Genomic DNA, 19,066 nt, shown 5'->3' with positions numbered 1-19,066 from the left:
AAAAAATAGAATGACAGTTGTTGAGAATAGGTTAACAGCCCAGGGAAAGAGTAGACACTTTCGGTTACTATATTTGCCACAAATGCAGTTTGGTGTCTCGGTGGTCTTTCAAACTGATTATTTCGTCAGCGGCCTGGCCTGGTACATCAAAGCTATTGCTGACCAGTCTGCTTCCAGGGTGCATCCTTTGGCTCAATTGCCGGAATAGGGCTGGCATGGGGGCAGGGGATAGGAAGCAATAAATGAAATCCTGGTTGTAAACATCTGTTTTCCATATGTTTTTGAGGTGGATGTCGATGTTGTTGCATCCCGAGGCCGCGACCCGGATACGTGCCAACAACCATAGGGCGGGAGAGGCTTCTATACCGGTAAAATGCCAATCCGGTCGTGCCTTGGCCAATTGAATGAGCAAGCCGGCAGGTCCGCATCCAAGATCCATGAAACGGCCCGGCCGATTTTCGGGCAGAAGCTTCAGCAAAGCCCGACCCGTCGCTCGGTTGCTCAGATAAAGCGGCACCCTGTCTCCGATGCTATTCCAGAAAGTGACGATCAGGAACAGCAACGCCAGAGGAAAAATCCAGCCCGGTAAAGCCATGACCTGGGATGCGGCAATCAGAAACGGGAAGGAGACCTGGATATAGAGCCACCATGAAGGCAGTCCCAGAAAAGTCGAAATTGCTGCGGCGATCAACCCATTGAACAGCAGCAGTGAAATTATGGGGAGCCCGGTGCCGGAATAGTGTCCCTGAACTATATTAATCGAGATGACGGCAGCCAGAGCAAACAGCTGGGCAAGAAACCCACGGAGAATGGGATAAGATAGAAGTTTGACGGAAAAGCGCGCCATTTTGTCTCTTTTTTCCTCGCCCCCGCTGTTAAGCTGGATTACAAGATGGGCCAAAGAAGAATGCAGGGCAAGAGCCTGCGGAAGCGATGGAAAGTGGAATCAGTGCAAATGGGTGATAGTTTTACTGCTTTGGATTTCCGGTCCGCCTGTGGGCAGTTTGCAACAGGCGTTTGTGTCGTGACTGGCATGCTGGACAATAAATCACCGGTTGGTGTGACCATTAACTCTTTCTCTTCTGTCTCGCTGGAGCCGCCGCTGGTGCTCTTTTGCCTGGATAAGAATGCCCTCAGCTTTGACGCTTTTTCAATCGCCAGCCGTTTTGCGGTTAATATTTTGGCGGAAGACCAACAGGCGCTGTCGAACAATTTCGCCCGCCAGTCAGATGATAAATTTGCGGATATTGACTATCAGGTGACGGAGGAAGGGGTGCCGGTTTTGGAGAACTGCCTGACCGTCATGGAATGCCGGATGTATGCTGTGCATGATGGCGGCGACCATCAGATTATCGTTGGAGAGGTCAGCCGAATCAGAAAACAACGTGAGGATGCTAGGCCGCTGCTTTATTTCCGCGGCGGTTATAATGCACTGGCGTCGGATTAGATCGCAACATGAAAAAGGCCGGATAAACCGGCCCTTTCCTTAATCAGCATTCGGTGACATTCACCGCCAGGCCGCCCTGGCTGGTTTCCTTATATCTTGAATGCATGTCCAGGCCCGTTTGGCGCATGGTTTCAATGACGGTATCAAGCGAAATGAAATGCGTGCCATCGCCCTTCAAGGCGAGTGATGCCGCGTTGATTGCCTTTACGGCGCCCATGGCATTGCGTTCGATGCAGGGAACCTGAACCAGTCCCGCGACCGGGTCGCAGGTCATGCCCAGGTGATGTTCCATGGCAATTTCCGCTGCATTCTCAATCTGTTCATTGGTGCCGCCAAGCGCGGCACATAGGCCGGCCGCCGCCATGGAACAGGCACTGCCGACTTCCCCCTGGCACCCTACCTCTGCCCCGGAAATGGAGGCGTTTAGTTTGATCAGGGATCCGATGGCCGTTGCGGTCAGCAGGAAATCATCCACCTTCTCATCCGTGATGCCGGGATAGAAATCCTCATAATAGCGCAGCACAGCCGGCAGGATACCGGCGGCTCCATTTGTGGGGGCGGTGACGATGCGCCCGCCGGCCGCATTTTCCTCATTCACCGCAATGGCGTATAGGCTGACCCAATCCATGGATTCATGGGGCACATGCTCGTTACGGCCGCGGCTGCCTTCCAACTGTTCATGGATGGCAAAGGCGCGTCGTTTTACTTTCAATCCGCCGGGCAGAATGCCGGTCTGCTTGAGGCCGCGATCCACACAGTTGCGCATGGTTTCACGGATTTTCCTGAGGCCGGTGCGAATCTCTGTCTCACTATGTTTTGTGAGCTCATTCCGGAAGGTCATCTCGGCAATGGTGAAGCCGTGTTCCCGTCCCATGGTCAGCATCTGTGCCGCGGTTTCAAATGGGAAGGGCATATCCGTGTGATCCATCGGATTACCGTCTTCCAATTCCTCTGCGGTCGCGACAAATCCGCCGCCGATGGAATAATAATCCTGCTCGGCAATCTGTGTGCCTGAGGCATCGAATGCCAGGAATCGCATACCGTTGGTGTGATGGGGCAGCAATTCGTCAAATTTGAAGATCAGATCTTCGGCTTCGTTGAAGGTGACCATTTTCTGGCCATCAAGGCGCAATCCCCTGGAAGATCGGATCTCCTCCAATAAGGAGGGGACGGAATCCGGATCCACCTCGTCCGGCAATTCACCGCACAGGCCTAGCAATGTGGCAACATCCGTGCTGTGTCCCTTGCCGGTCAGGGCGAGGGATCCATAGAGTTCAACCCGAACCTTGTGGATTGGATCAAATCGGCCTTGTTCCTTCATATCGGTCAAAAACCGTTTGCCCGCGACCATGGGGCCCACGGTATGTGAACTGGAAGGTCCTATCCCGATTTTGAACAGTTCGAAAAGGCTGAAAGGCATATTCGAGCTCTCTCATTCTTTATTGTTATAATTATACAGCGTTATTACCCGTAACGATATCATTTGCCGCAAGGCGGAAAGTCCTGCATCGGGCGGCGAGACATTTTGTGGTTGAAATGCGGCATCAGAGCCCAATCCTCGGCGAGGGGGAAATCTGTCCCAGGTAATTCCATATTGCTTTTCAGTGACCGGTCTGTGATCAATGGGAAGACTGGTTTCTATTCATGCGATTGTTTTTGACCTGGAATCTCCCGGAGGGAAAAGTGCGTAACCTTGTGGCTGTTTTCACAGTAATTATACTGACCTTCGCATCGGCGGGGGTAACCTTGGCGCGTGAAGCTGCCAGTTATGAGCAGGCCTTGAATCTTGCCAAGGAGTTGAGCGAACAGGACTTTAACACCGCCACCAAGGAGACACTCCGGTTAAAGGCCGTTGGGCTGGCGCATATCCTAAACAACTTTGCCTTGAACGAAGCGGAGGTGCGGGCCGAATCCAAAGTGGCTCCTCCACTGGCGGCGCTCTCGCGGCCGGGCGAGGCACCGAAGCCGGATATTCTGACCCAGCCAGCCGGGGAAACTGTAGCCCTTGATCAGGTCCCGGATGCCTGGTTCCTGGGCATGATGGATGCAGCGCGCCGGAATATGCGGGACATGATCGCGGAATTGGATCAATCATCCCCACAGCCGGAGCGGCTGAGGCTGCTGGCCACTATGATTTATGCAAATCTAGAAAAAGTCTCCAGGCCGCCAGCCGGGTGACGATACAAAAAAGCCGCCTTACAGGCGGCTTTTTTCGTTGGGCGACAGTTCGTTACCCTTCTTTCAGCCGCTTGGCGGCATCTTTGGCAAAATAGGTCAATATTCCGCAGGCGCCGGCACGTTTAAAAGCCATCAGGCTTTCCATCATGGCCTTGTCGCCATCCATCCAGCCATTCATGGCAGCAGCCTTGATCATGGAATATTCGCCGGACACCTGATAGGCCAATGTCGGGACGCCATAGGTTTCATGAATGCGCCGGATGATATCCAGATATGGCATGCCGGGCTTGACCATTACCATGTCGGCACCTTCATCCAGATCCATGGCTACTTCCCGCAATGCTTCGTCACTGTTGGCGGGATCCATCTGATAGGTGCGTTTGTCGCCCTGCAGGGCCGTTCCGGATCCAACGGCTTCCCGGAAGGGGCCATAAAAGCCGGAGGCATATTTTGCAGCGTAAGAGATGATGCGGACATCTTCATGGCCACTATGATCAAGGGTTTCACGGATGGCCTGGATACGGCCATCCATCATATCCGATGGCGCGATGCAGTCACATCCGGCTTCGGCCTGGACAAGCGCTTGCCGAACCAGCACGTCAACGGTTTCGTCATTGAGGATCTTATCGTCCCGCAACAGTCCGTCATGGCCGTGACTGGTATAAGGATCCAGGGCCACGTCACAGACGATCATCATTTCCGGCAACGCCTTTCGGATGGCCCGTGTGGCGGCATTCATCAGATTGTCCGGATTGAGTGCCTCAAAGGCATCCGAAGTCTTTTTCGCAGGATCTGTATAGGGGAAGAGGGCGATACCGGGTATTCCAAGGTCCCAGGCTTCCTGGGCCGCTTCCGTGATCAGGTCAACGCTCAGGCGCTCAACGCCAGGCATGGCCTCAATGCCCTCTTTTTTGCCTTTTCCATCAATGACAAAGGCGGGCCAGATCAGGTCGTCGACCGATAGCCGATTCTCGGCGGTCAGGCGCCGTACAGAGTGATTGCTGCGATTGCGCCGCATCCGGGTCACGGGATAGCGGCCGATATGGGGGACCTTCATGCCTGTCTCTTGGTAATTGATGTTTTCTTGGCCATGGGCTTAACGCCTGCTTTGGTGGCAAGAGACTAAACCGGACAGTGCCGTTGGACAATGGTCTCGCGACCTATTGTCCTATTTGTTGACTATTTCGGCTGGGAAAAGAAATGAGGGCGGCCAAGTGCCGCCCTCTAGATCTCTGTTTTCACCTGTCATGCGGGTTATTCGTTGGCATCAATTCTGGTTGCTGGCGGCCAGCGCTTGTGCCAGGTCTTCCAGAATGTCGTCGATATGTTCGATTCCAATCGACAGGCGAACATAGGAATCGGTGACACCGCTGGCTGCTTGTTCTTCGGCGCTCAACTGGGAATGGGTTGTGGTCGCCGGATGAATGGCCAGCGAGCGCGCATCGCCGATATTGGCCACATGGTAAAACAGTTTCAGTGCATCGATGAATTTGGCGCCCGCCTCGCGACCACCTTTGATGTGGAAGCCGACAAGGCCGCCAAAACCGCCTTTCAGATAGGTTTCAGCGCGTTCCCGGGCAATGCCGTCGGACTGGCTAGGGTGGATGACGGTCTCAACCAGATCATGGTTGCTGAGAAATTCCGCAACGGCGGCGGCATTGCGGTTATGTTCACGCATGCGCAGCGGCAGCGTTTCCAAACCCTGGATCGTCTGGAATGCGTTATACGGGCTTTGCGCACTGCCCAAATCACGCAGCAAGGTCACCCGTGCCTTGATGATGTACGCAATGGGGCCCAACGGTTTAACCGCCTGGGTCCAGACTGCACCGTGGTAGCTCGGGTCAGGCTGGTTCAGATAAGGCTGGCGTTGCGGATGGTCTTCCCAAGGGAAGTTCCCTGAATCCACGATCATACCGCCGATGGTCGTGCCATGGCCGCCGATGTATTTTGTGGTGGAATAGACGACCACTGCTGCCCCATGATCGATCGGACGGCAGATGAGCGGTGCGGCGGTATTGTCTACGATCAGGGGAATGCCATATTCCCGTCCGATATCGGCGACTTCACGAATCGGAAAGACCTCCAGTTTCGGATTGGGGAGGGTTTCGGCGTAATAGGCACGGGTTTTTTCATCGGTCGCGCGGCGGAAATTTTCCGGGTCGCTCGGGTCGACAAAACGCACCTCAATCCCCTGATCTTTCAGGGTATTGGCAAACAGGTTCCAGGTGCCGCCATAAAGATCGGTGGAGCTGACAATATTGTCACCGGCTTTGGCAATGTTCTGGATGGCGAAAGTTGAGGCGGCTTGACCAGAGGAAACCGCCAGCGCGGCAACAGCGCCTTCCAAGGCGGCGATCCGTTTTTCAAGGACATCCACCGTCGGGTTCATAATCCGGGTGTAGATATTGCCAAGCTCCTCCAGGGCGAAAAGTTTGCGGGCATGATCCGCGCTGTCAAACTGGTAGGATGTTGTTTGGTAGATCGGAACCGCAACGGATCCGGTGGCCGGGTCGGCGCGATAGCCGGCATGTAGGACAAGGGTTTCCGGATTGGAGCTCTCGACGGTCATTGGTCTTCCCCTATTGAGACATTGATTTCAGGCCGGCTGTTCGGCATTTGGGTAATGAACAATAATTCCACGGCGTTCGTCAAGACGAAAAAACGTTCGAATAAAAGAACTCTTAAAGTCACCTGAATCACTGAGGCCGCTTTACGTCGATATTCATTGAAATTCACCATACGCATGCGTATGGTTGGCGGGTTTCATGATGAGGATAGGCGGAAAACATGCAGTTTGACCTGACCGAAGACCAGCGTTCCTTCCAGGAGATGGCCCGGAATTTTGCCAATAATGAAATATTGCCGAATGCAGAGGAATGGGATGATCAGTCAATCTTCCCGGAAGAGACCCTGCGGGCAGGGGCGGCACTCGGGTTTGGGGGCATCTATTGTCGGGCCGAGCATGGTGGCTCAGAGCTGACACGGTTGGATGCCGCGATTATCTTTGAAGAGTTGGCATCTGCCTGTCCTTCCACGGCGGCTTATATCTCAATCCATAACATGGCGAGTTGGATGATCGACCGGTTCGGCAATGATGACTTGCGGGCACGGGTGTTGCCGAAACTGATGGTGATGGATCATTTTGCCTCTTATTGCCTGACGGAACCTTCGGCGGGATCGGACGCAGCGTCGCTCAAGACCCGGGCAGTCCGAGATGGTGACCATTATGTCCTGAATGGTGCCAAGGCCTTCATATCCGGTGGCGGACGCAGCGACATCTATGTGGTCATGGCTCGAACCGGGGAAGAGGGGCCCAAAGGCATTTCCTGTTTTGTTGTTGAAAATGGCACATCTGGCCTGTCCTTTGGTGCCCAGGAAAGAAAACTTGGCTGGAAATCCCAACCGACCTCATCGGTTCAGTTTGATGATTGCCGCATTCCGGTTGAAAACCTGGTGGGTTCGGAGGGGCAGGGGTTCGCTATCGCCATGGCCGGTCTTGATGGTGGCCGGCTGAATATCGGCGCCTGTTCGCTTGGCGGGGCAAGGGCCAGTCTTGAGGCGGCAAAATCTTATATGGCGGAGCGAAAGCAGTTTGGGCGCAGGCTGGATCAATTCCAGGCGCTGCAGTTCAAACTGGCGGACATGGCAACCGAGCTGGAGGCCGCCCGCCTGATGTTGCACCGGGCCGCCAGTGCGCTGGATGGCAAGCATCCCGATGCCACCCAATATTGCGCAATGGCGAAACGGCTGGCCACGGATACCGGTTTTTCCGTTGTTAACGAGGCGCTGCAGTTGCATGGCGGCTATGGTTATCTTAAGGATTTCCCCATAGAACGTTATCTTCGGGACCTCCGGGTCCATCAGATCCTGGAAGGCACAAATGAAATCATGCGCGTTATCATCGCGCGAAAACTGATTGGTTGATAAAGGGTGAGAAATCGGAATGGAAGCTGAAATCCTGTTTGACGTAAAAGGCGGCGTTGGCATTGTTACCTTGAATCGCCCCAAGGCCCTGAATGCCCTGACCTTGGGCATGATCCGTGAATTGGATCCCGTGCTGCGGAAATGGTCCGATGATGATCAGGTGCATGCGATCCTGATCAAAGGAGCGGGGGAAAAGGCATTTTGTGCCGGCGGTGATGTGCGCGCGGTTTGGGAGGCCGGTAAAAAAGGTGATCCGCTGACCCAGGATTTCTTCCGCGAGGAATATATCCTGAACCGGCGTATCCATCAGTTGAACAAACCCTATATTGCGTTCCTAGATGGGATTACCATGGGCGGCGGCGTTGGTTTGTCTGTTCATGGAAGCCACAGGATTGTCACGGAAACCACGCTTTTTGCCATGCCTGAAACCGCCATTGGCCTGTTTCCGGATGTGGGCGGCAGTTGGTTTTTGAATAAATGCCCTGGTGAGAGCGGTATGTATCTGGCGCTGACGGGCGCGCGGCTGAAGGCGGCAGACTGTCTGGCGACCGGTATTGCAACCGACATTTTGAAATCAGGTGATCTTGAGTGTCTGGAGGCGGATCTCACAGCAGCGGATTGGGGGGCTGGTGCGGCACAGTCCATCGTCGATTCGCTCGTTGAACGTTATGCGGGCGTGGCTGATGCGGCGCCGATCGCAGCCAATTTTGACGCGATTGACCGATGCTTTGGCAGAGATTCGGTTGAGGAGATCCTGTCAGTTCTGGAGGCGGAAGGCAGTGATTTTGCGGCGGAGACCCTGAAGTTTCTGTCTAAGAAGTCACCGACCTCTATGAAGCTTTCCTTCCAGCAGTTACGGCGGGGACGTAAGCTTGGTTTTGATGACTGCATGATCATGGAGTACCGTTTGAGTCAGGCTTGCATGGCGGGTCATGATTTTTATGAGGGCATTCGATCGGTGCTTGTGGACAAGGATCATAACCCCACCTGGAAACCAGCCGCGTTAACGGACGTGGCGGATGCCGATATTAGCAAGGCGTTTGAGCCCCTTGGCGCACGGGACCTCAGTTTTTCCTAAACAGGTCTGGTCGCTCTTTATATGATGAAAACCGGTTCCAGGTTGCCCTGGTGCCGGTTTCTTCATTTCAGGGAGGCTGTGTCATGGCAAAAATCGGTTTCATTGGTGTGGGGCATATGGGAGGGCCGATGGCATCAAACCTGGTATGTGCCGGGCACGATGTGAAGGTTTTTGACCTCTCCCCGGCGTTAGTGCGTGCGATAGCGGATAAAGGCGCAATACCCGCGGTTGATTCGGCGGATGCAGTGAAGGATGTGGATGTTGTGATCACCATGCTGCCGGCCGGACCGCATGTGCGCAATGTTTATCTCGATACGGTTTTGAAACATGCGGGCGATTCTACATTGCTCATCGATTGTTCCACGATTGATGTGGCGACGGCCCGGGATGTAGAGGCCGAGGCTGGAAAGCAGGGGTTTTTGATGTTGGATGCGCCTGTCTCCGGAGGAGTGGCCGGGGCGGAGGCGGGGACGCTCACCTTCATGGTTGGCGGTGAGCCAGCGGCATTTGAACGGGCAAAGCCCTATCTGGAGGTTATGGGCAAGACTCTGGTCCATTGTGGCGGTGCGGGAACGGGGCAGGCGGCAAAGATCTGCAACAATATGATGCTGGGAATCCAGATGATTTCCGTCGCCGAAGCGTTTGTTCTCGCGGAAAAGCTGGGGCTTGATCATCAGAAATTGTTTGACGTTGCCTCAACCGCTTCCGGGCAATGCTGGTCGTTGACCTCCTATTGTCCGGTGCCTGGACCGGTGCCGGGCTCGCCGGCCAACCGAGGATATCAACCCGGTTTTGCGACTGCCATGATGCTTAAAGACCTGCGCCTGTCCCAGGAGGCATCACAAAAGGTTGGTGCGGAAACGGAGTTGGGGCGTCATGCTGCGGAGCTTTACCGGAAGTTTGCTGAATCAGGCAAGGAACTGACGGATTTTTCCGGAATAATTGAAATGATTAGAGGGGGGCGGAAGTAGTGAAATGTTGCACAAGGTCCATTCAGCTATAGTATTGTTCAAAGTAAGTACTTTGCGTGGGCTCTTGCGGAGTTTATAGTAGCCTGAAATCTCTCAATATTAGTGATAGTTCAAGCATGAACCAAACCGTCGAAGAAAATAACTTGGGTCTGAAAGACGACTATCTCAATGCCATTCGGTTGATTGAGCGGCTTCACCGTCAGTTCCTGGAAGTAGTCAAAGGGGAGATTGACCGGCTGGGGGTTCGTGATATCAACAATATTCAGGCCCTGATCCTGTATAATATCGGTGATGATGAGCTGACCGTCGGTGAATTGACCCACCGTGGCTATTACCTGGGATCCAATGTTTCCTACAATGTGCGCAAGATGGTCGAAAATGGCTATTTAATCCAGGAACGATCTACCCATGACCGCCGGTCTATTCGGGTGCGCCTGTCCGATAAAGGAAAAGACGTTCGCGATAAGGTGAACGAAATCCTTGAACTGCAATCTGACAAATTGGCCGAGACTGGGATTAATTCCGAGCAGCTCCAATATACCGGGGCGGTATTGAACAGGCTGGAGCGATTCCTGCTTCATACCTTTGGTTACGGTCCTGCCCGCTGATCTGGCCGCTAACTGCTTGAATGAAAAACAAAAAAGGGGCGCGATCCATATCGGTCGCGCCCCTTGGTTTTTGGAGATGAAAACCGGTGTTTGTCAGTTAGAGGCCAGCTTGGCTTCCATCTTATCCAACTGCTGCTGGAGCTGAGAGAGAAGGCCGTCAAAACCCTCTTTTTGCAGAACGGTCTGGAACTGGCTTTTTTCAGTCTGAACCATGCTGATTTTCTCGACTTTCACGTCAAGGATCTTTAGCTCACCTTTCTGTGTGGTGATGCGCCAGCCCACAGCGGCAAGGGGCTTGCCGTCTTTCAGGATGTCTGTGAATACCATGGCGTCGCTTCGACCTGCTTGCTGGCTGTTGGTGATGCTGAAGGTTTCACCATCATATCCGGAAACAAGTACCGCATATTTCATCAGGGCATATTCACGGAAGATCTCTTGATAGGCCTTCTGCTGACTCTTATCGACCTTGCGCCACTGGGTGCCCAGCACAATGCGGCCGATACGCTCAATATCAAGGGATTCGGCCAACAGGTCGCGCATGAGGGTGACGCGCTTAGGGTCGTCAACGGAGCGCCCCTTTAGAGATTTGATTGTCCGTTCGCCCAAAGCGCTGACAAATTTTTCAGCGGCTTTGAGGTCGGTTTGCGATCCCGAGGCATTTGCCTGTCCTGAAAACGCGACAAAACATGCCAGGAAAAAAGTAAAAAATATACGACGCACCACTGCCTCCAGGGTCAATTGCTCGCGAACAATAATTTGGAGTCGCCGGGATTAAGTCAATTGATAATGGCACACTATCACGAAGATTTGGTGTGCGAAGCACCAAATCCGTGCCGAAAATTGACTTTCCCCCCAATACAACAGCCAAGCCGGATAGGAACAAAAGCTTCCTATCCGGCAGAACCGTTCATACGATGGAATCAGGCTCCAGTAAAGGCCTGAAGGCCGGTCTGGGCACGTCCCAGGATGAGGGCGTGGACGTCATGGGTGCCCTCGTAAGTATTGACCGCCTCCAAGTTCATGACGTGACGAATCACATGAAACTCATCGGAGACACCATTGCCGCCGTGCATGTCGCGGGCCATCCGGGCAATGTCCAGGGCCTTGCCGCAGCTGTTCCGCTTGATCAGGGAGATGGTCTCCACCGGGCAACGGCCTTCGTCTTTCAGGCGGCCGGCAGCCAGGCACCCCTGAAGGCCAAGTGCGATTTCGGTCTGCATGTCCGCGAGCTTCTTCTGGATCAACTGATTTGCGGCAAGCGGGCGACCAAATTGTTTCCGGTCCAAAGTATATTGCCGGGCTGCATGCCAACAGAATTCTGCGGCACCCAAGGCACCCCAGGCAATTCCGTATCGTGCATTGTTCAGGCAGCCAAATGGTCCCTTGAGGCCAGAGACATTGGGTAACAGTTGTTCCTCACCCACTTCAACATTGTCCATCACAATCTCGCCGGTGACGGAGGCGCGCAGGCTGAATTTACCTTCAATCTTAGGGGCGCTCAGGCCCTTCATGCCTTTTTCGAGGATGAATCCGCGAATGACATCATCGTCGGTTTTTGCCCAAACCACAAAAACATCGGCAACGGGAGAGTTGGTGATCCACATCTTGGCACCGTTCAACACATAGCCACCGTCGGTTTTGCGCGCCCGTGTTTTCATGCCGCCGGGGTCAGACCCGTGATCCGGTTCGGTCAGACCAAAACAGCCAATCCATTCGCCGGTTGCCAATTTCGGTAGGTATTTCTGTTTCTGCGCTTCGGAACCATAGGCATGGATAGGATGCATCACCAGACTGGATTGCACCGACATGGCGGATCTGTATCCGCTGTCGACGCGTTCTACCTCGCGCGAAACCAGCCCGTAGGCGGTGTAGTTGACACCCGCACAGCCATATTCCTCGCCAATGGTCATGCCGAGCAGGCCCAGAGAGCCGAATTCATTCATGATCTCACGGTCGAATTTTTCATGACGGTTTGCTTCCAATACCCGCGGCATCAGGTTGTCCTGACAATAATTGCGGGCGGTATCCCTGATCATCTTTTCTTCTTCGGTGAGTTGCTCTTCCAGTTGGAACGGATCTTCCCAGTTAAAAGCAGCCCTGGTTTCTGCGACCATGGTATTCTCCAATCACTTTAACCGCATCCGCCTGGCTTCCTGTTTTGCCGTTGGGGGGATGCGTAAAAGGTTATGTTGCCAATGGTTGTATAGACATTTTCCGGCGCGGTTTGAAGTCCAAGCTTCAATATTTTTTCGCAACTGCACAAAAAATCGTCTTGGCAGATTTCGCGAACCAGTCATTTATGAGATAATTCAACGTCGTTCATGGATGGATAAACGGACACATGCGGTTTAAATCGGACATCTTGCCAGAGGGGGCCATTATCGAAATGGTCCGGCAGGGCGCTTATGTGAAAGTGAGCGCAATTGATCCGGTGAGTAAGTTGGAGGTTTCCATTGTTGGAGACCCTTCTGTCGGGCCAGACATTCTCAAGAGCCATGCGATACGCAAATTAGATCGGATGCTCCGTGCGCGGTTGGAAGACCAGGACAAGCAAAGACGGCGTCCGCAGGATATTCCCAGTGGTTGGGATCTGTGATTCTCGTCGGCGTTGAGGCCCCCGGCATTTTCTCCTAGAACTGTAGAGTTGCATTTTTGTGACGCCCGGCTAAATTCGGCCGCATGGCTGATAATAGTTATAAATATTCAGATGCTGGGCAGCATTGGCGCCCCGGTTTGATCGCGGGCTGCACTGTCCTTTCTGTCGTGTGGGTAGGCAGTCTTTTCTGGGGGCCGCTTGTTCCTATCTGGGATTGGCTCGATCGCAAAGCATTCTTCTTCCTGAATGGCTCGCTTCTGGAAAGTGGGGCGTGGAGTCAGCTTTGGGCTTATCTCAATACCAGGGCCGCTGATATCGTCTGGGCGATACTGATGGCATTGCCGTTGCTCTGGGTGATGATTTTTGATCGACGTTGGGCGCCGCATGAGCGGCTTGCCCGGGTTCTTCTGATCGGTTTTTCCATGCTCATTGCGGTCTTCATTGCCAAGCGGCTTGGCGGCGAAATCGGACGCTGGAGTCCCTCCAATGATTTGCGGCCATTCGTTGATCTTTCAAAAATGTTTCCGGAGTTGCAGCCCAAAACGGGATCGAATGATTCGTTTCCCGGTGATCACGGGGTAACTGCATTAATCTATTTCATTGGTTTTGTGGTTTTTATCAAGCGGCCCTGGCTGACTGTCTTGGCTGGTTTTATCGTCCTGGCCAATACCATGCCGCGCCTTATGGGGGGCGGGCATTGGATATCCGACGTGCTGGTCGGCGCGGTTGGGTTTACCCTGGCGACCTATCCCTGGATGGTTGGGTCGCCCGCCTTGCAAGGTTTGCAGCGGCTGGTAAAGCCGGCCAGCGACAAGCTGCTGTGGCCGGTCTTGCGCAAGATCGGGATATCACCGGATTAAAACGGGGCCTCCTCGCGGAATAAGAAGGCCGGAATTGAAAAGAGGCAGCCGTTTGGCTGCCTCTTTCTTTTTTTTGCCGGCCTTGTGGGCACGGTGCTCGTTATCTGTTTGCTTACTGGATTGCCATGGGCCGGTTCTTGCCAAGGCCAATTTTCTTGGCAAAGGCTGAGCGCTGGGCGGCATAATTCGGGGCAACCATAGGATAATCAGCCGGAAGACCCCATTTCGCGCGGTATTCTTCCGGGGTCATGCCATAATTGGTGCGCAAATGGCGCTTCAGCATTTTCAGTTTTTTGCCATCCTCCAGGCAGACCAGGTAGTCCGGAGTGACGGAGCGTTTGACAGAGGTGGCCGCTTTCTTCGACTGGCGTGCGGACACGGCACCGGACGCTCCATTCAGTTTGGTGAAGGAGGCATAAACGGTTTCTATCAATTGTGGGATGTTGGAGCTGTTGGTTTGGTGGTTGCCTAAATAGGAGCTGACCACATTGGTGCTAAAGCGAAGCAACTCTGCGCGGGCGGCATGGCGCTGCTTGTCATGGCTCATTCTGAGTTCCCCTTGTTCAACATGCAGACGTGATCAGTCCCAAGCGATCACAAGTGAAATGGCCGTCCAATTCTTCCGGAAGCCGGAACAACCGATTCGCAAAACGGCAAAAAATTTTCAAATTATAAAAAAACACCAGACAATAAAAAATGCAATAAGAAATCATGGAAAAGCGCGCCGGATAATAAAAATCCCTTTACTTACTGTTGTAATATTAGGGAGTTCGGATGTTTCGATAACAGTTTGAGTATTCAGTTGCCACTAAGAGGGGGCGTAGAACGCGGGTGCTGTTGATTTTTTAGTCCCGGTTGCAATGTATTTTGAATATATCGGTTTAACCCCCCTAAGCCGCAGAGAAACGCGGTGTTTGACGGTCTTGTATGCTGGCTTTTTTCAAGGCGCTGTGTTAATCAACGCGCAACTTCCAAAAACTGATTGCATGGAGATCTTTGCCAATGTCCCAGCCCGTTATCGCACTTGCTTCCGATCACGCTGGTGTGGCGCTGAAATCCGAGTTGGCCGAATGGCTCGGTCAAAACGGCTATCAGGCTCTGGATCTGGGGCCGGACAGCTTGGATTCCGTCGACTATCCGGATTATGCCGACAAGATGGCGGATTGCCTGAAAGAAGGGTCGGCCAGCCTGGGCGTGTTGGTCTGCGGCACTGGGATCGGTATCTCAATTGCGGCCAACCGACACCGGCATGTTCGGGCCGCCCTATGCAGCAATTCGACTGATGCCCGGCTGACCCGGCTGCATAATGACGCAAACGTGCTTGCATTGGGCGCTCGCACGATGGGCGCGGAAGTCGCTCTGGATTGTCTTAGGGTGTTCCTGGAGACAGAGTTTGAAGGCGGGCGCCATCAGCGTCGCATCGACAAGATGTCCTAAGGATAATTTTTATAATCTCGCACCAGCGATGGCCGCTGGGCAATAGTGAACGAAAAGGGTGGACGATCATGACCGACCGGCAGGATCTTTTTGGCTTTAACGGCTTTTATGACGCTCCTGTGAAGGATGCGGATCCCGAAATCTACAAGGCGCTTGAAGGCGAATGGGTACGTCAGCAGGACGGTATCGAGCTGATCGCGTCTGAAAATATCGTCAGCCGCGCCGTGATGCAGACCATGGGCTCTGTCTTCACCAACAAATATGCCGAAGGTTATCCGGGCCGCCGTTATTATGGTGGTTGTGAAGTGGTCGACGTTGCCGAAGAATTGGCCATCGAACGCGCTAAAAAACTCTTCAACTGTGAATTTGCCAATGTTCAGCCGCATTCCGGTGCCCAAGCGAACCAGGGCGTGTTCCAGGCGCTGCTGCAGCCGGGCGACACCTTCATGGGCCTGAACCTTGCCTGTGGCGGTCATCTGACCCACGGTGCGGCGCCGAACCAGTCCGGGAAATGGTTTAATGCCATCCAGTATGATGTGAACGAAGATGATGCACGCATCAATTTCGAGCAGGTCGAGAAACTGGCCCAGGAACATAAGCCGAAGCTGATCATTGCCGGTGGTTCTGCTTATCCGCGTATCCTGGACTTCAAACGATTCCGTGAGATCGCCGATTCTGTTGGCGCATTGCTGATGGTTGATATGGCGCATTTCGCTGGTCTGGTTGCGGCTGGCCTGCATCCGAACCCGCTGGACTATGCTGATGTGGCCACCACCACCACCCATAAGACCCTGCGTGGTCCGCGTGGCGGCATGATCCTGACCAACGATGAAAAACTGGCGAAAAAGATCAACTCCGCCATCTTCCCGGGTCTGCAGGGCGGCCCGCTGATGCATGTGATCGCCGCCAAGGCTGTGGCCTTCGGTGAGGCGCTGAAGCCGGAATTCAAGGAATACGCGAAACAGGTGATTGAAAACGCCCAGGTATTGGCGGAAACCCTGGTTGCAGGCGGTGTGGACATTGTGTCCGGCGGCACCGACACCCATCTGATGCTGGTGGATCTGCGTCCGAAAGGCCTGACCGGTAACGTTGTTGAGCATGCGCTGGAGCGCGCTGGCCTGACCTGTAACAAAAACGGCATTCCGTTTGACCCGGAAAAACCGATGGTTACCTCCGGCATTCGTCTTGGCACCCCGGCTGCCACGTCCCGTGGCCTGAAAGCTGAAGAATTCAAACAGATCGGTGAAATGATCATCGAAGTACTGGACGGATTGGTCGCTAATGGCGAAAATAACGGTGAAGTTGAAGCAGCTGTCCGCGCCAAAGTGGAAGATCTGTGCAAACGCTTCCCGATCTATGACTCTTTGTTCTAAGATAGGGAGCTTGGAGTTTTAGTAACGATCTAGGGGGTTCCCAATGAAATGTCCGTTCTGCGGCCATGACGATACGCAAGTCAAGGATTCGCGCCCAACAGAGGATAATGCTGCCATTCGTCGGCGTCGGTTGTGCGGGAATTGCGGAGCGAGATTTACGACATTCGAACGTGTTCAGCTTCGGGAACTTACCGTCCTGAAAAAGAACAATTCACGGGAACCCTTTGATCGTGACAAACTGATGCGCTCGATCCAGATATCGCTCCGGAAACGTAATGTGGATCCGGAGCGGCTGGAGCGGGTGGTCAACTCGATCGTGCGCCGCCTGGAAAGCAGCGGTGAGAGCGAGATTAAATGTAAGACCATCGGTGAGATGGTGATGGAAGCCCTTCAGGCGCTCGATCAGGTGGCCTACCTGCGGTATGCGTCGGTTTATAAGAACTTCCGCGAAGTATCCGATTTTGAAGATTTCATCGACAAGGAAGTGCGCGTCGAAGGTGACGACTGACTTGCATGATATCCGCCATATGCAGGCCGCGCTGGCACTTGCCAGGCGCGGCCTTGGTATTGTTTGGCCCAATCCGTCTGTTGGCTGTGTGCTGGTCAAGGATGGCGCCGTTGTCGGTCGGGGCTGGACCCAGCCCGGCGGGCGTCCCCATGCAGAGACTGAGGCTTTGCGCCGTGCCGGTGAACAGGCCCGCGGTGCCACCGCTTATGTGACCCTTGAACCCTGCAGTCATACCGGCAAGACCGGCCCCTGTTCCCAGGCTTTGATTGATGCCGGCGTTGCCCGCGTTGTTTCGGCGATTCGCGATCCCGATGAAAGGGTCAGCGGACGCGGCATCGCCATGCTCCAGGCTGCGGGTATTGACGTCACCGAAGGTGTTTGCCGGGAAGAGGCGGATGCTGCCAATGCCGGTTTTTTCTCCAGGGTCACCAGAGGGCGACCTATGGTGACTTTTAAAACGGCGACTACATTGGACGGTCGAATTGCCCTGGAAAATGGTGAAAGCCAATGGATCACCGGCGAGCGGGCGCGCCAGTATGGCCATATGATCCGAGCCACCCATGATGCGGTATTGGCCGGGATCGGGACGGTTGCCGCCGACGATCCGATGCTGAATTGCCGCCTGCCGGGTTTGGAAGATCGGGTGCCGGTTCGGGTGGTTCTGGATACCACCTTGCGGATATCGCTGGATGGTAAGTTGGTTCATTCGGCCCGGCAAATACCGGTCTGGATCTTTTGTCTGCCTGGTATGAATCCGGGCAAGAGGGCCTTGCTGGAGGATGCCGGTGTCCATGTGCTGGACTGTCAGGCGGATGGTGATGGCCGGATCGATGTGATGGCCATGCTGCGCATGCTGGGTGATGCGGGCATCACCCGTTTGATGGTTGAAGGTGGCGGTGAAACGGCGGCTTCGCTGTTTCGGGCCGGGCGGGTGGATGAAATTGCCTGGTTCCGGGCCGGCTCTCTGATCGGGGGGGATGGGCGTGCGTCTGTGGCCGGCTTACGGCTGGACAGTATCGCTGATATGCCGAAATTCAACTGTGTGGAGCGCAGGCAACTGGGGCCGGATCTTCTGGAAGTTTATCGGCTCCGGCTATCCCGTTAAGGGACTAAAAGATCTTTTCCAAACTGATTAAATATCCTGACAAGGGCATTGCTGCTGGCTTTGACCAATGGCGTGTGGCGCAGGTCTTGATGAATGATCATATGGATGGTTGACCGCAAACCGTTATCAATTTTTCCCACCTCAACGAGCCTTGGATCTGCGATGGCGGAAAAAGCGGGCATCACCCCCATGCCGGCGCCGGATAAGATCGCTGTACGCTGATTTTGAACCGTATCTGTTCGATAATGGGGCGTTGCGCTCAATTTCTTGGTCAGCCAGCTATTGCCGGTCTCCAATTGATTTTTTTCATCAAAGACAACCCAGTGGGGAAGACTAAATCGTCTTTCGTCAAGAGCTTCGGGATGACGGTCCACAAATGCGGCAGTGGCATAGACCGCAAAATCCATGGCACCCATTTTCCTGGCAATCAAGTTGCCCGCGTCCGGCAGGCAAAAACGCAGGTTGATATCGGCTTCACGCCGGGAGAGATTGGGATCCAGTTGAGAAGTGACAAGCTCTATTTGGATGGAGGGCAGGTGGTCTTTCAGATCGCGGAGGTGATGAAATAAAAACTGTCCCAGTTGTGCATTGGATGAAATGCGGATTGTACCGGATGCGGTTTCGTCCAATGCATCGCCCTGCAATGAGAAGGCCTCAGCGGCATCCTTCATTTTGCGGGCCGTGTCCAGAAGCGCCAGGCCCTGTCGGGTTAGGCGCAGCCCTTCGCGCCCGCGATCAAAAAGGCGCAGACCGGTTCGCTCCTCCAATATGCTGATATGACGTCCCACCGTTGGCTGAGTGCTGCCAACCTGCTTCGCGGCGGCGGATAGGCTGCCGGTTTCGGCAACAGCCAGGAAAAATCGAATATTGTCCCAGTCGTTTAGCACTTCACTTACCTGATATATAAAAATTTGAATATTAAATATTCAATTTTAAGAATTTATATAGATATTTTAACAGTCCAATATCTCCTTCTTCAAG

20 protein-coding genes are annotated in these 19,066 nt (G+C 53.9%); 12 read left to right on the top strand and 8 right to left on the bottom strand.

Annotated elements, in window-relative coordinates:
- Positions 1–67: 67 nt before the first annotated feature.
- Positions 68–847: a class I SAM-dependent methyltransferase gene (locus tag DFP90_RS00920; RefSeq protein ID WP_147300898.1), complete on the bottom strand. Its 780-nt coding sequence runs from the start codon at positions 845–847 to the stop codon at positions 68–70.
- Between the two features lie 108 nt (positions 848–955).
- Here DFP90_RS00920 and DFP90_RS00915 point away from each other — a divergent pair, with 108 nt between their 5' ends.
- Positions 956–1,447, top strand: coding sequence for a flavin reductase family protein (locus DFP90_RS00915; protein WP_115935463.1), 492 nt, complete (start codon positions 956–958; stop codon positions 1,445–1,447).
- A 43-nt stretch (positions 1,448–1,490) separates the two neighbouring features.
- Here the strand turns inward: DFP90_RS00915 and DFP90_RS00910 are convergent, their stop codons facing one another.
- A complete protein-coding gene (locus tag DFP90_RS00910; RefSeq protein WP_115934544.1) occupies positions 1,491–2,867 on the bottom strand; it encodes an L-serine ammonia-lyase in 1,377 nt (458 codons plus the stop codon).
- Between the two features lie 263 nt (positions 2,868–3,130).
- Between DFP90_RS00910 and DFP90_RS00905 the strand changes: the two genes are divergently transcribed.
- The gene (locus tag DFP90_RS00905) at positions 3,131–3,625 is read left to right on the top strand and encodes a hypothetical protein (protein WP_147300897.1); all 495 of its coding nucleotides are present in this window, start codon (positions 3,131–3,133) and stop codon (positions 3,623–3,625) included.
- Between the two features lie 52 nt (positions 3,626–3,677).
- Here the strand turns inward: DFP90_RS00905 and hemB are convergent, their stop codons facing one another.
- The gene (hemB, locus tag DFP90_RS00900) at positions 3,678–4,682 is read right to left on the bottom strand and encodes a porphobilinogen synthase (protein WP_115934542.1); all 1,005 of its coding nucleotides are present in this window, start codon (positions 4,680–4,682) and stop codon (positions 3,678–3,680) included.
- 210 nt (positions 4,683–4,892) lie between these two features.
- Entirely contained in the window at positions 4,893–6,194 is a 1,302-nt protein-coding gene (locus DFP90_RS00895) for an O-acetylhomoserine aminocarboxypropyltransferase/cysteine synthase family protein (protein ID WP_115934541.1), read from the bottom strand.
- 218 nt (positions 6,195–6,412) lie between these two features.
- On the opposite strand from DFP90_RS00895, the gene DFP90_RS00890 reads away from it, so the two are divergent.
- The 4 genes from DFP90_RS00890 to DFP90_RS00875 all read left to right on the top strand — a co-directional run bounded on the left by DFP90_RS00890 (position 6,413) and on the right by DFP90_RS00875 (position 10,206).
- The gene (locus tag DFP90_RS00890) at positions 6,413–7,549 is read left to right on the top strand and encodes an isobutyryl-CoA dehydrogenase (RefSeq protein WP_115934540.1); all 1,137 of its coding nucleotides are present in this window, start codon (positions 6,413–6,415) and stop codon (positions 7,547–7,549) included.
- A gap of 19 nt (positions 7,550–7,568) precedes the next feature.
- Positions 7,569–8,627, top strand: coding sequence for an enoyl-CoA hydratase/isomerase family protein (locus DFP90_RS00885; RefSeq protein WP_181905118.1), 1,059 nt, complete (start codon positions 7,569–7,571; stop codon positions 8,625–8,627).
- 83 nt (positions 8,628–8,710) lie between these two features.
- The gene (gene mmsB / locus DFP90_RS00880) at positions 8,711–9,598 is read left to right on the top strand and encodes a 3-hydroxyisobutyrate dehydrogenase (RefSeq protein ID WP_115934538.1); all 888 of its coding nucleotides are present in this window, start codon (positions 8,711–8,713) and stop codon (positions 9,596–9,598) included.
- 116 nt (positions 9,599–9,714) lie between these two features.
- Positions 9,715–10,206, top strand: a complete 492-nt coding sequence (locus DFP90_RS00875) for a MarR family winged helix-turn-helix transcriptional regulator (RefSeq protein ID WP_115934537.1) — start codon at positions 9,715–9,717, stop codon at positions 10,204–10,206.
- Between the two features lie 93 nt (positions 10,207–10,299).
- On the opposite strand, the gene DFP90_RS00870 is transcribed toward DFP90_RS00875, so the two are convergent.
- Together DFP90_RS00870 and DFP90_RS00865 are read right to left on the bottom strand one after the other, a co-directional pair.
- On the bottom strand, positions 10,300–10,944 hold the full coding sequence (locus DFP90_RS00870; RefSeq protein WP_181905117.1) for an MlaC/ttg2D family ABC transporter substrate-binding protein: 645 nt from the start codon (positions 10,942–10,944) through the stop codon (positions 10,300–10,302).
- Positions 10,945–11,126: 182 nt separating this feature from the next.
- Entirely contained in the window at positions 11,127–12,320 is a 1,194-nt protein-coding gene (locus DFP90_RS00865; protein ID WP_115935462.1) for an acyl-CoA dehydrogenase, read from the bottom strand.
- Between the two features lie 227 nt (positions 12,321–12,547).
- Here DFP90_RS00865 and DFP90_RS00860 point away from each other — a divergent pair, with 227 nt between their 5' ends.
- Positions 12,548–12,802 carry a DUF6898 family protein gene (locus DFP90_RS00860; RefSeq protein ID WP_115934535.1) on the top strand — a complete coding sequence of 85 codons (255 nt, stop codon included), beginning with the start codon at positions 12,548–12,550 and terminating at the stop codon, positions 12,800–12,802.
- Positions 12,803–12,885: 83 nt separating this feature from the next.
- Positions 12,886–13,662: a phosphatase PAP2 family protein gene (locus tag DFP90_RS00855; RefSeq protein WP_115934534.1), complete on the top strand. Its 777-nt coding sequence runs from the start codon at positions 12,886–12,888 to the stop codon at positions 13,660–13,662.
- A 112-nt stretch (positions 13,663–13,774) separates the two neighbouring features.
- On the opposite strand, the gene DFP90_RS00850 is transcribed toward DFP90_RS00855, so the two are convergent.
- A complete protein-coding gene (locus DFP90_RS00850; RefSeq protein ID WP_115934533.1) occupies positions 13,775–14,209 on the bottom strand; it encodes a Ros/MucR family transcriptional regulator in 435 nt (144 codons plus the stop codon).
- A 455-nt stretch (positions 14,210–14,664) separates the two neighbouring features.
- On the opposite strand from DFP90_RS00850, the gene rpiB reads away from it, so the two are divergent.
- From rpiB to ribD, 4 genes are all read left to right on the top strand, one after another.
- Complete coding sequence (gene rpiB / locus DFP90_RS00845; protein ID WP_115934532.1) at positions 14,665–15,099, top strand: ribose 5-phosphate isomerase B; 435 nt, start codon at positions 14,665–14,667, stop codon at positions 15,097–15,099.
- A gap of 68 nt (positions 15,100–15,167) precedes the next feature.
- Positions 15,168–16,472 carry a serine hydroxymethyltransferase gene (gene glyA, locus DFP90_RS00840; protein WP_115934531.1) on the top strand — a complete coding sequence of 435 codons (1,305 nt, stop codon included), beginning with the start codon at positions 15,168–15,170 and terminating at the stop codon, positions 16,470–16,472.
- A 43-nt stretch (positions 16,473–16,515) separates the two neighbouring features.
- Positions 16,516–16,980, top strand: a complete 465-nt coding sequence (gene nrdR, locus DFP90_RS00835; protein ID WP_115934530.1) for a transcriptional regulator NrdR — start codon at positions 16,516–16,518, stop codon at positions 16,978–16,980.
- Positions 16,970–18,085, top strand: a complete 1,116-nt coding sequence (ribD, locus tag DFP90_RS00830; RefSeq protein ID WP_342767779.1) for a bifunctional diaminohydroxyphosphoribosylaminopyrimidine deaminase/5-amino-6-(5-phosphoribosylamino)uracil reductase RibD — start codon at positions 16,970–16,972, stop codon at positions 18,083–18,085. Before nrdR ends, ribD begins: the two co-directional genes overlap by 11 nt.
- On the opposite strand, the gene DFP90_RS00825 is transcribed toward ribD, so the two are convergent.
- Positions 18,082–18,972: a LysR family transcriptional regulator gene (locus DFP90_RS00825; protein WP_115934529.1), complete on the bottom strand. Its 891-nt coding sequence runs from the start codon at positions 18,970–18,972 to the stop codon at positions 18,082–18,084. The two genes, ribD and DFP90_RS00825, sit on opposite strands and share 4 nt — an antisense overlap.
- Between the last annotated feature and the right edge of the window lie 94 nt (positions 18,973–19,066).

The sequence above is a fragment of the Aestuariispira insulae genome, from assembly GCF_003385955.1.
Classification (GTDB): Bacteria; Pseudomonadota; Alphaproteobacteria; order UBA8366; family Aestuariispiraceae; genus Aestuariispira; species Aestuariispira insulae.
The sequence above is the reverse complement of the archived record's forward strand: the minus strand, read 5'-3'. Positions and strand labels throughout refer to the sequence as shown.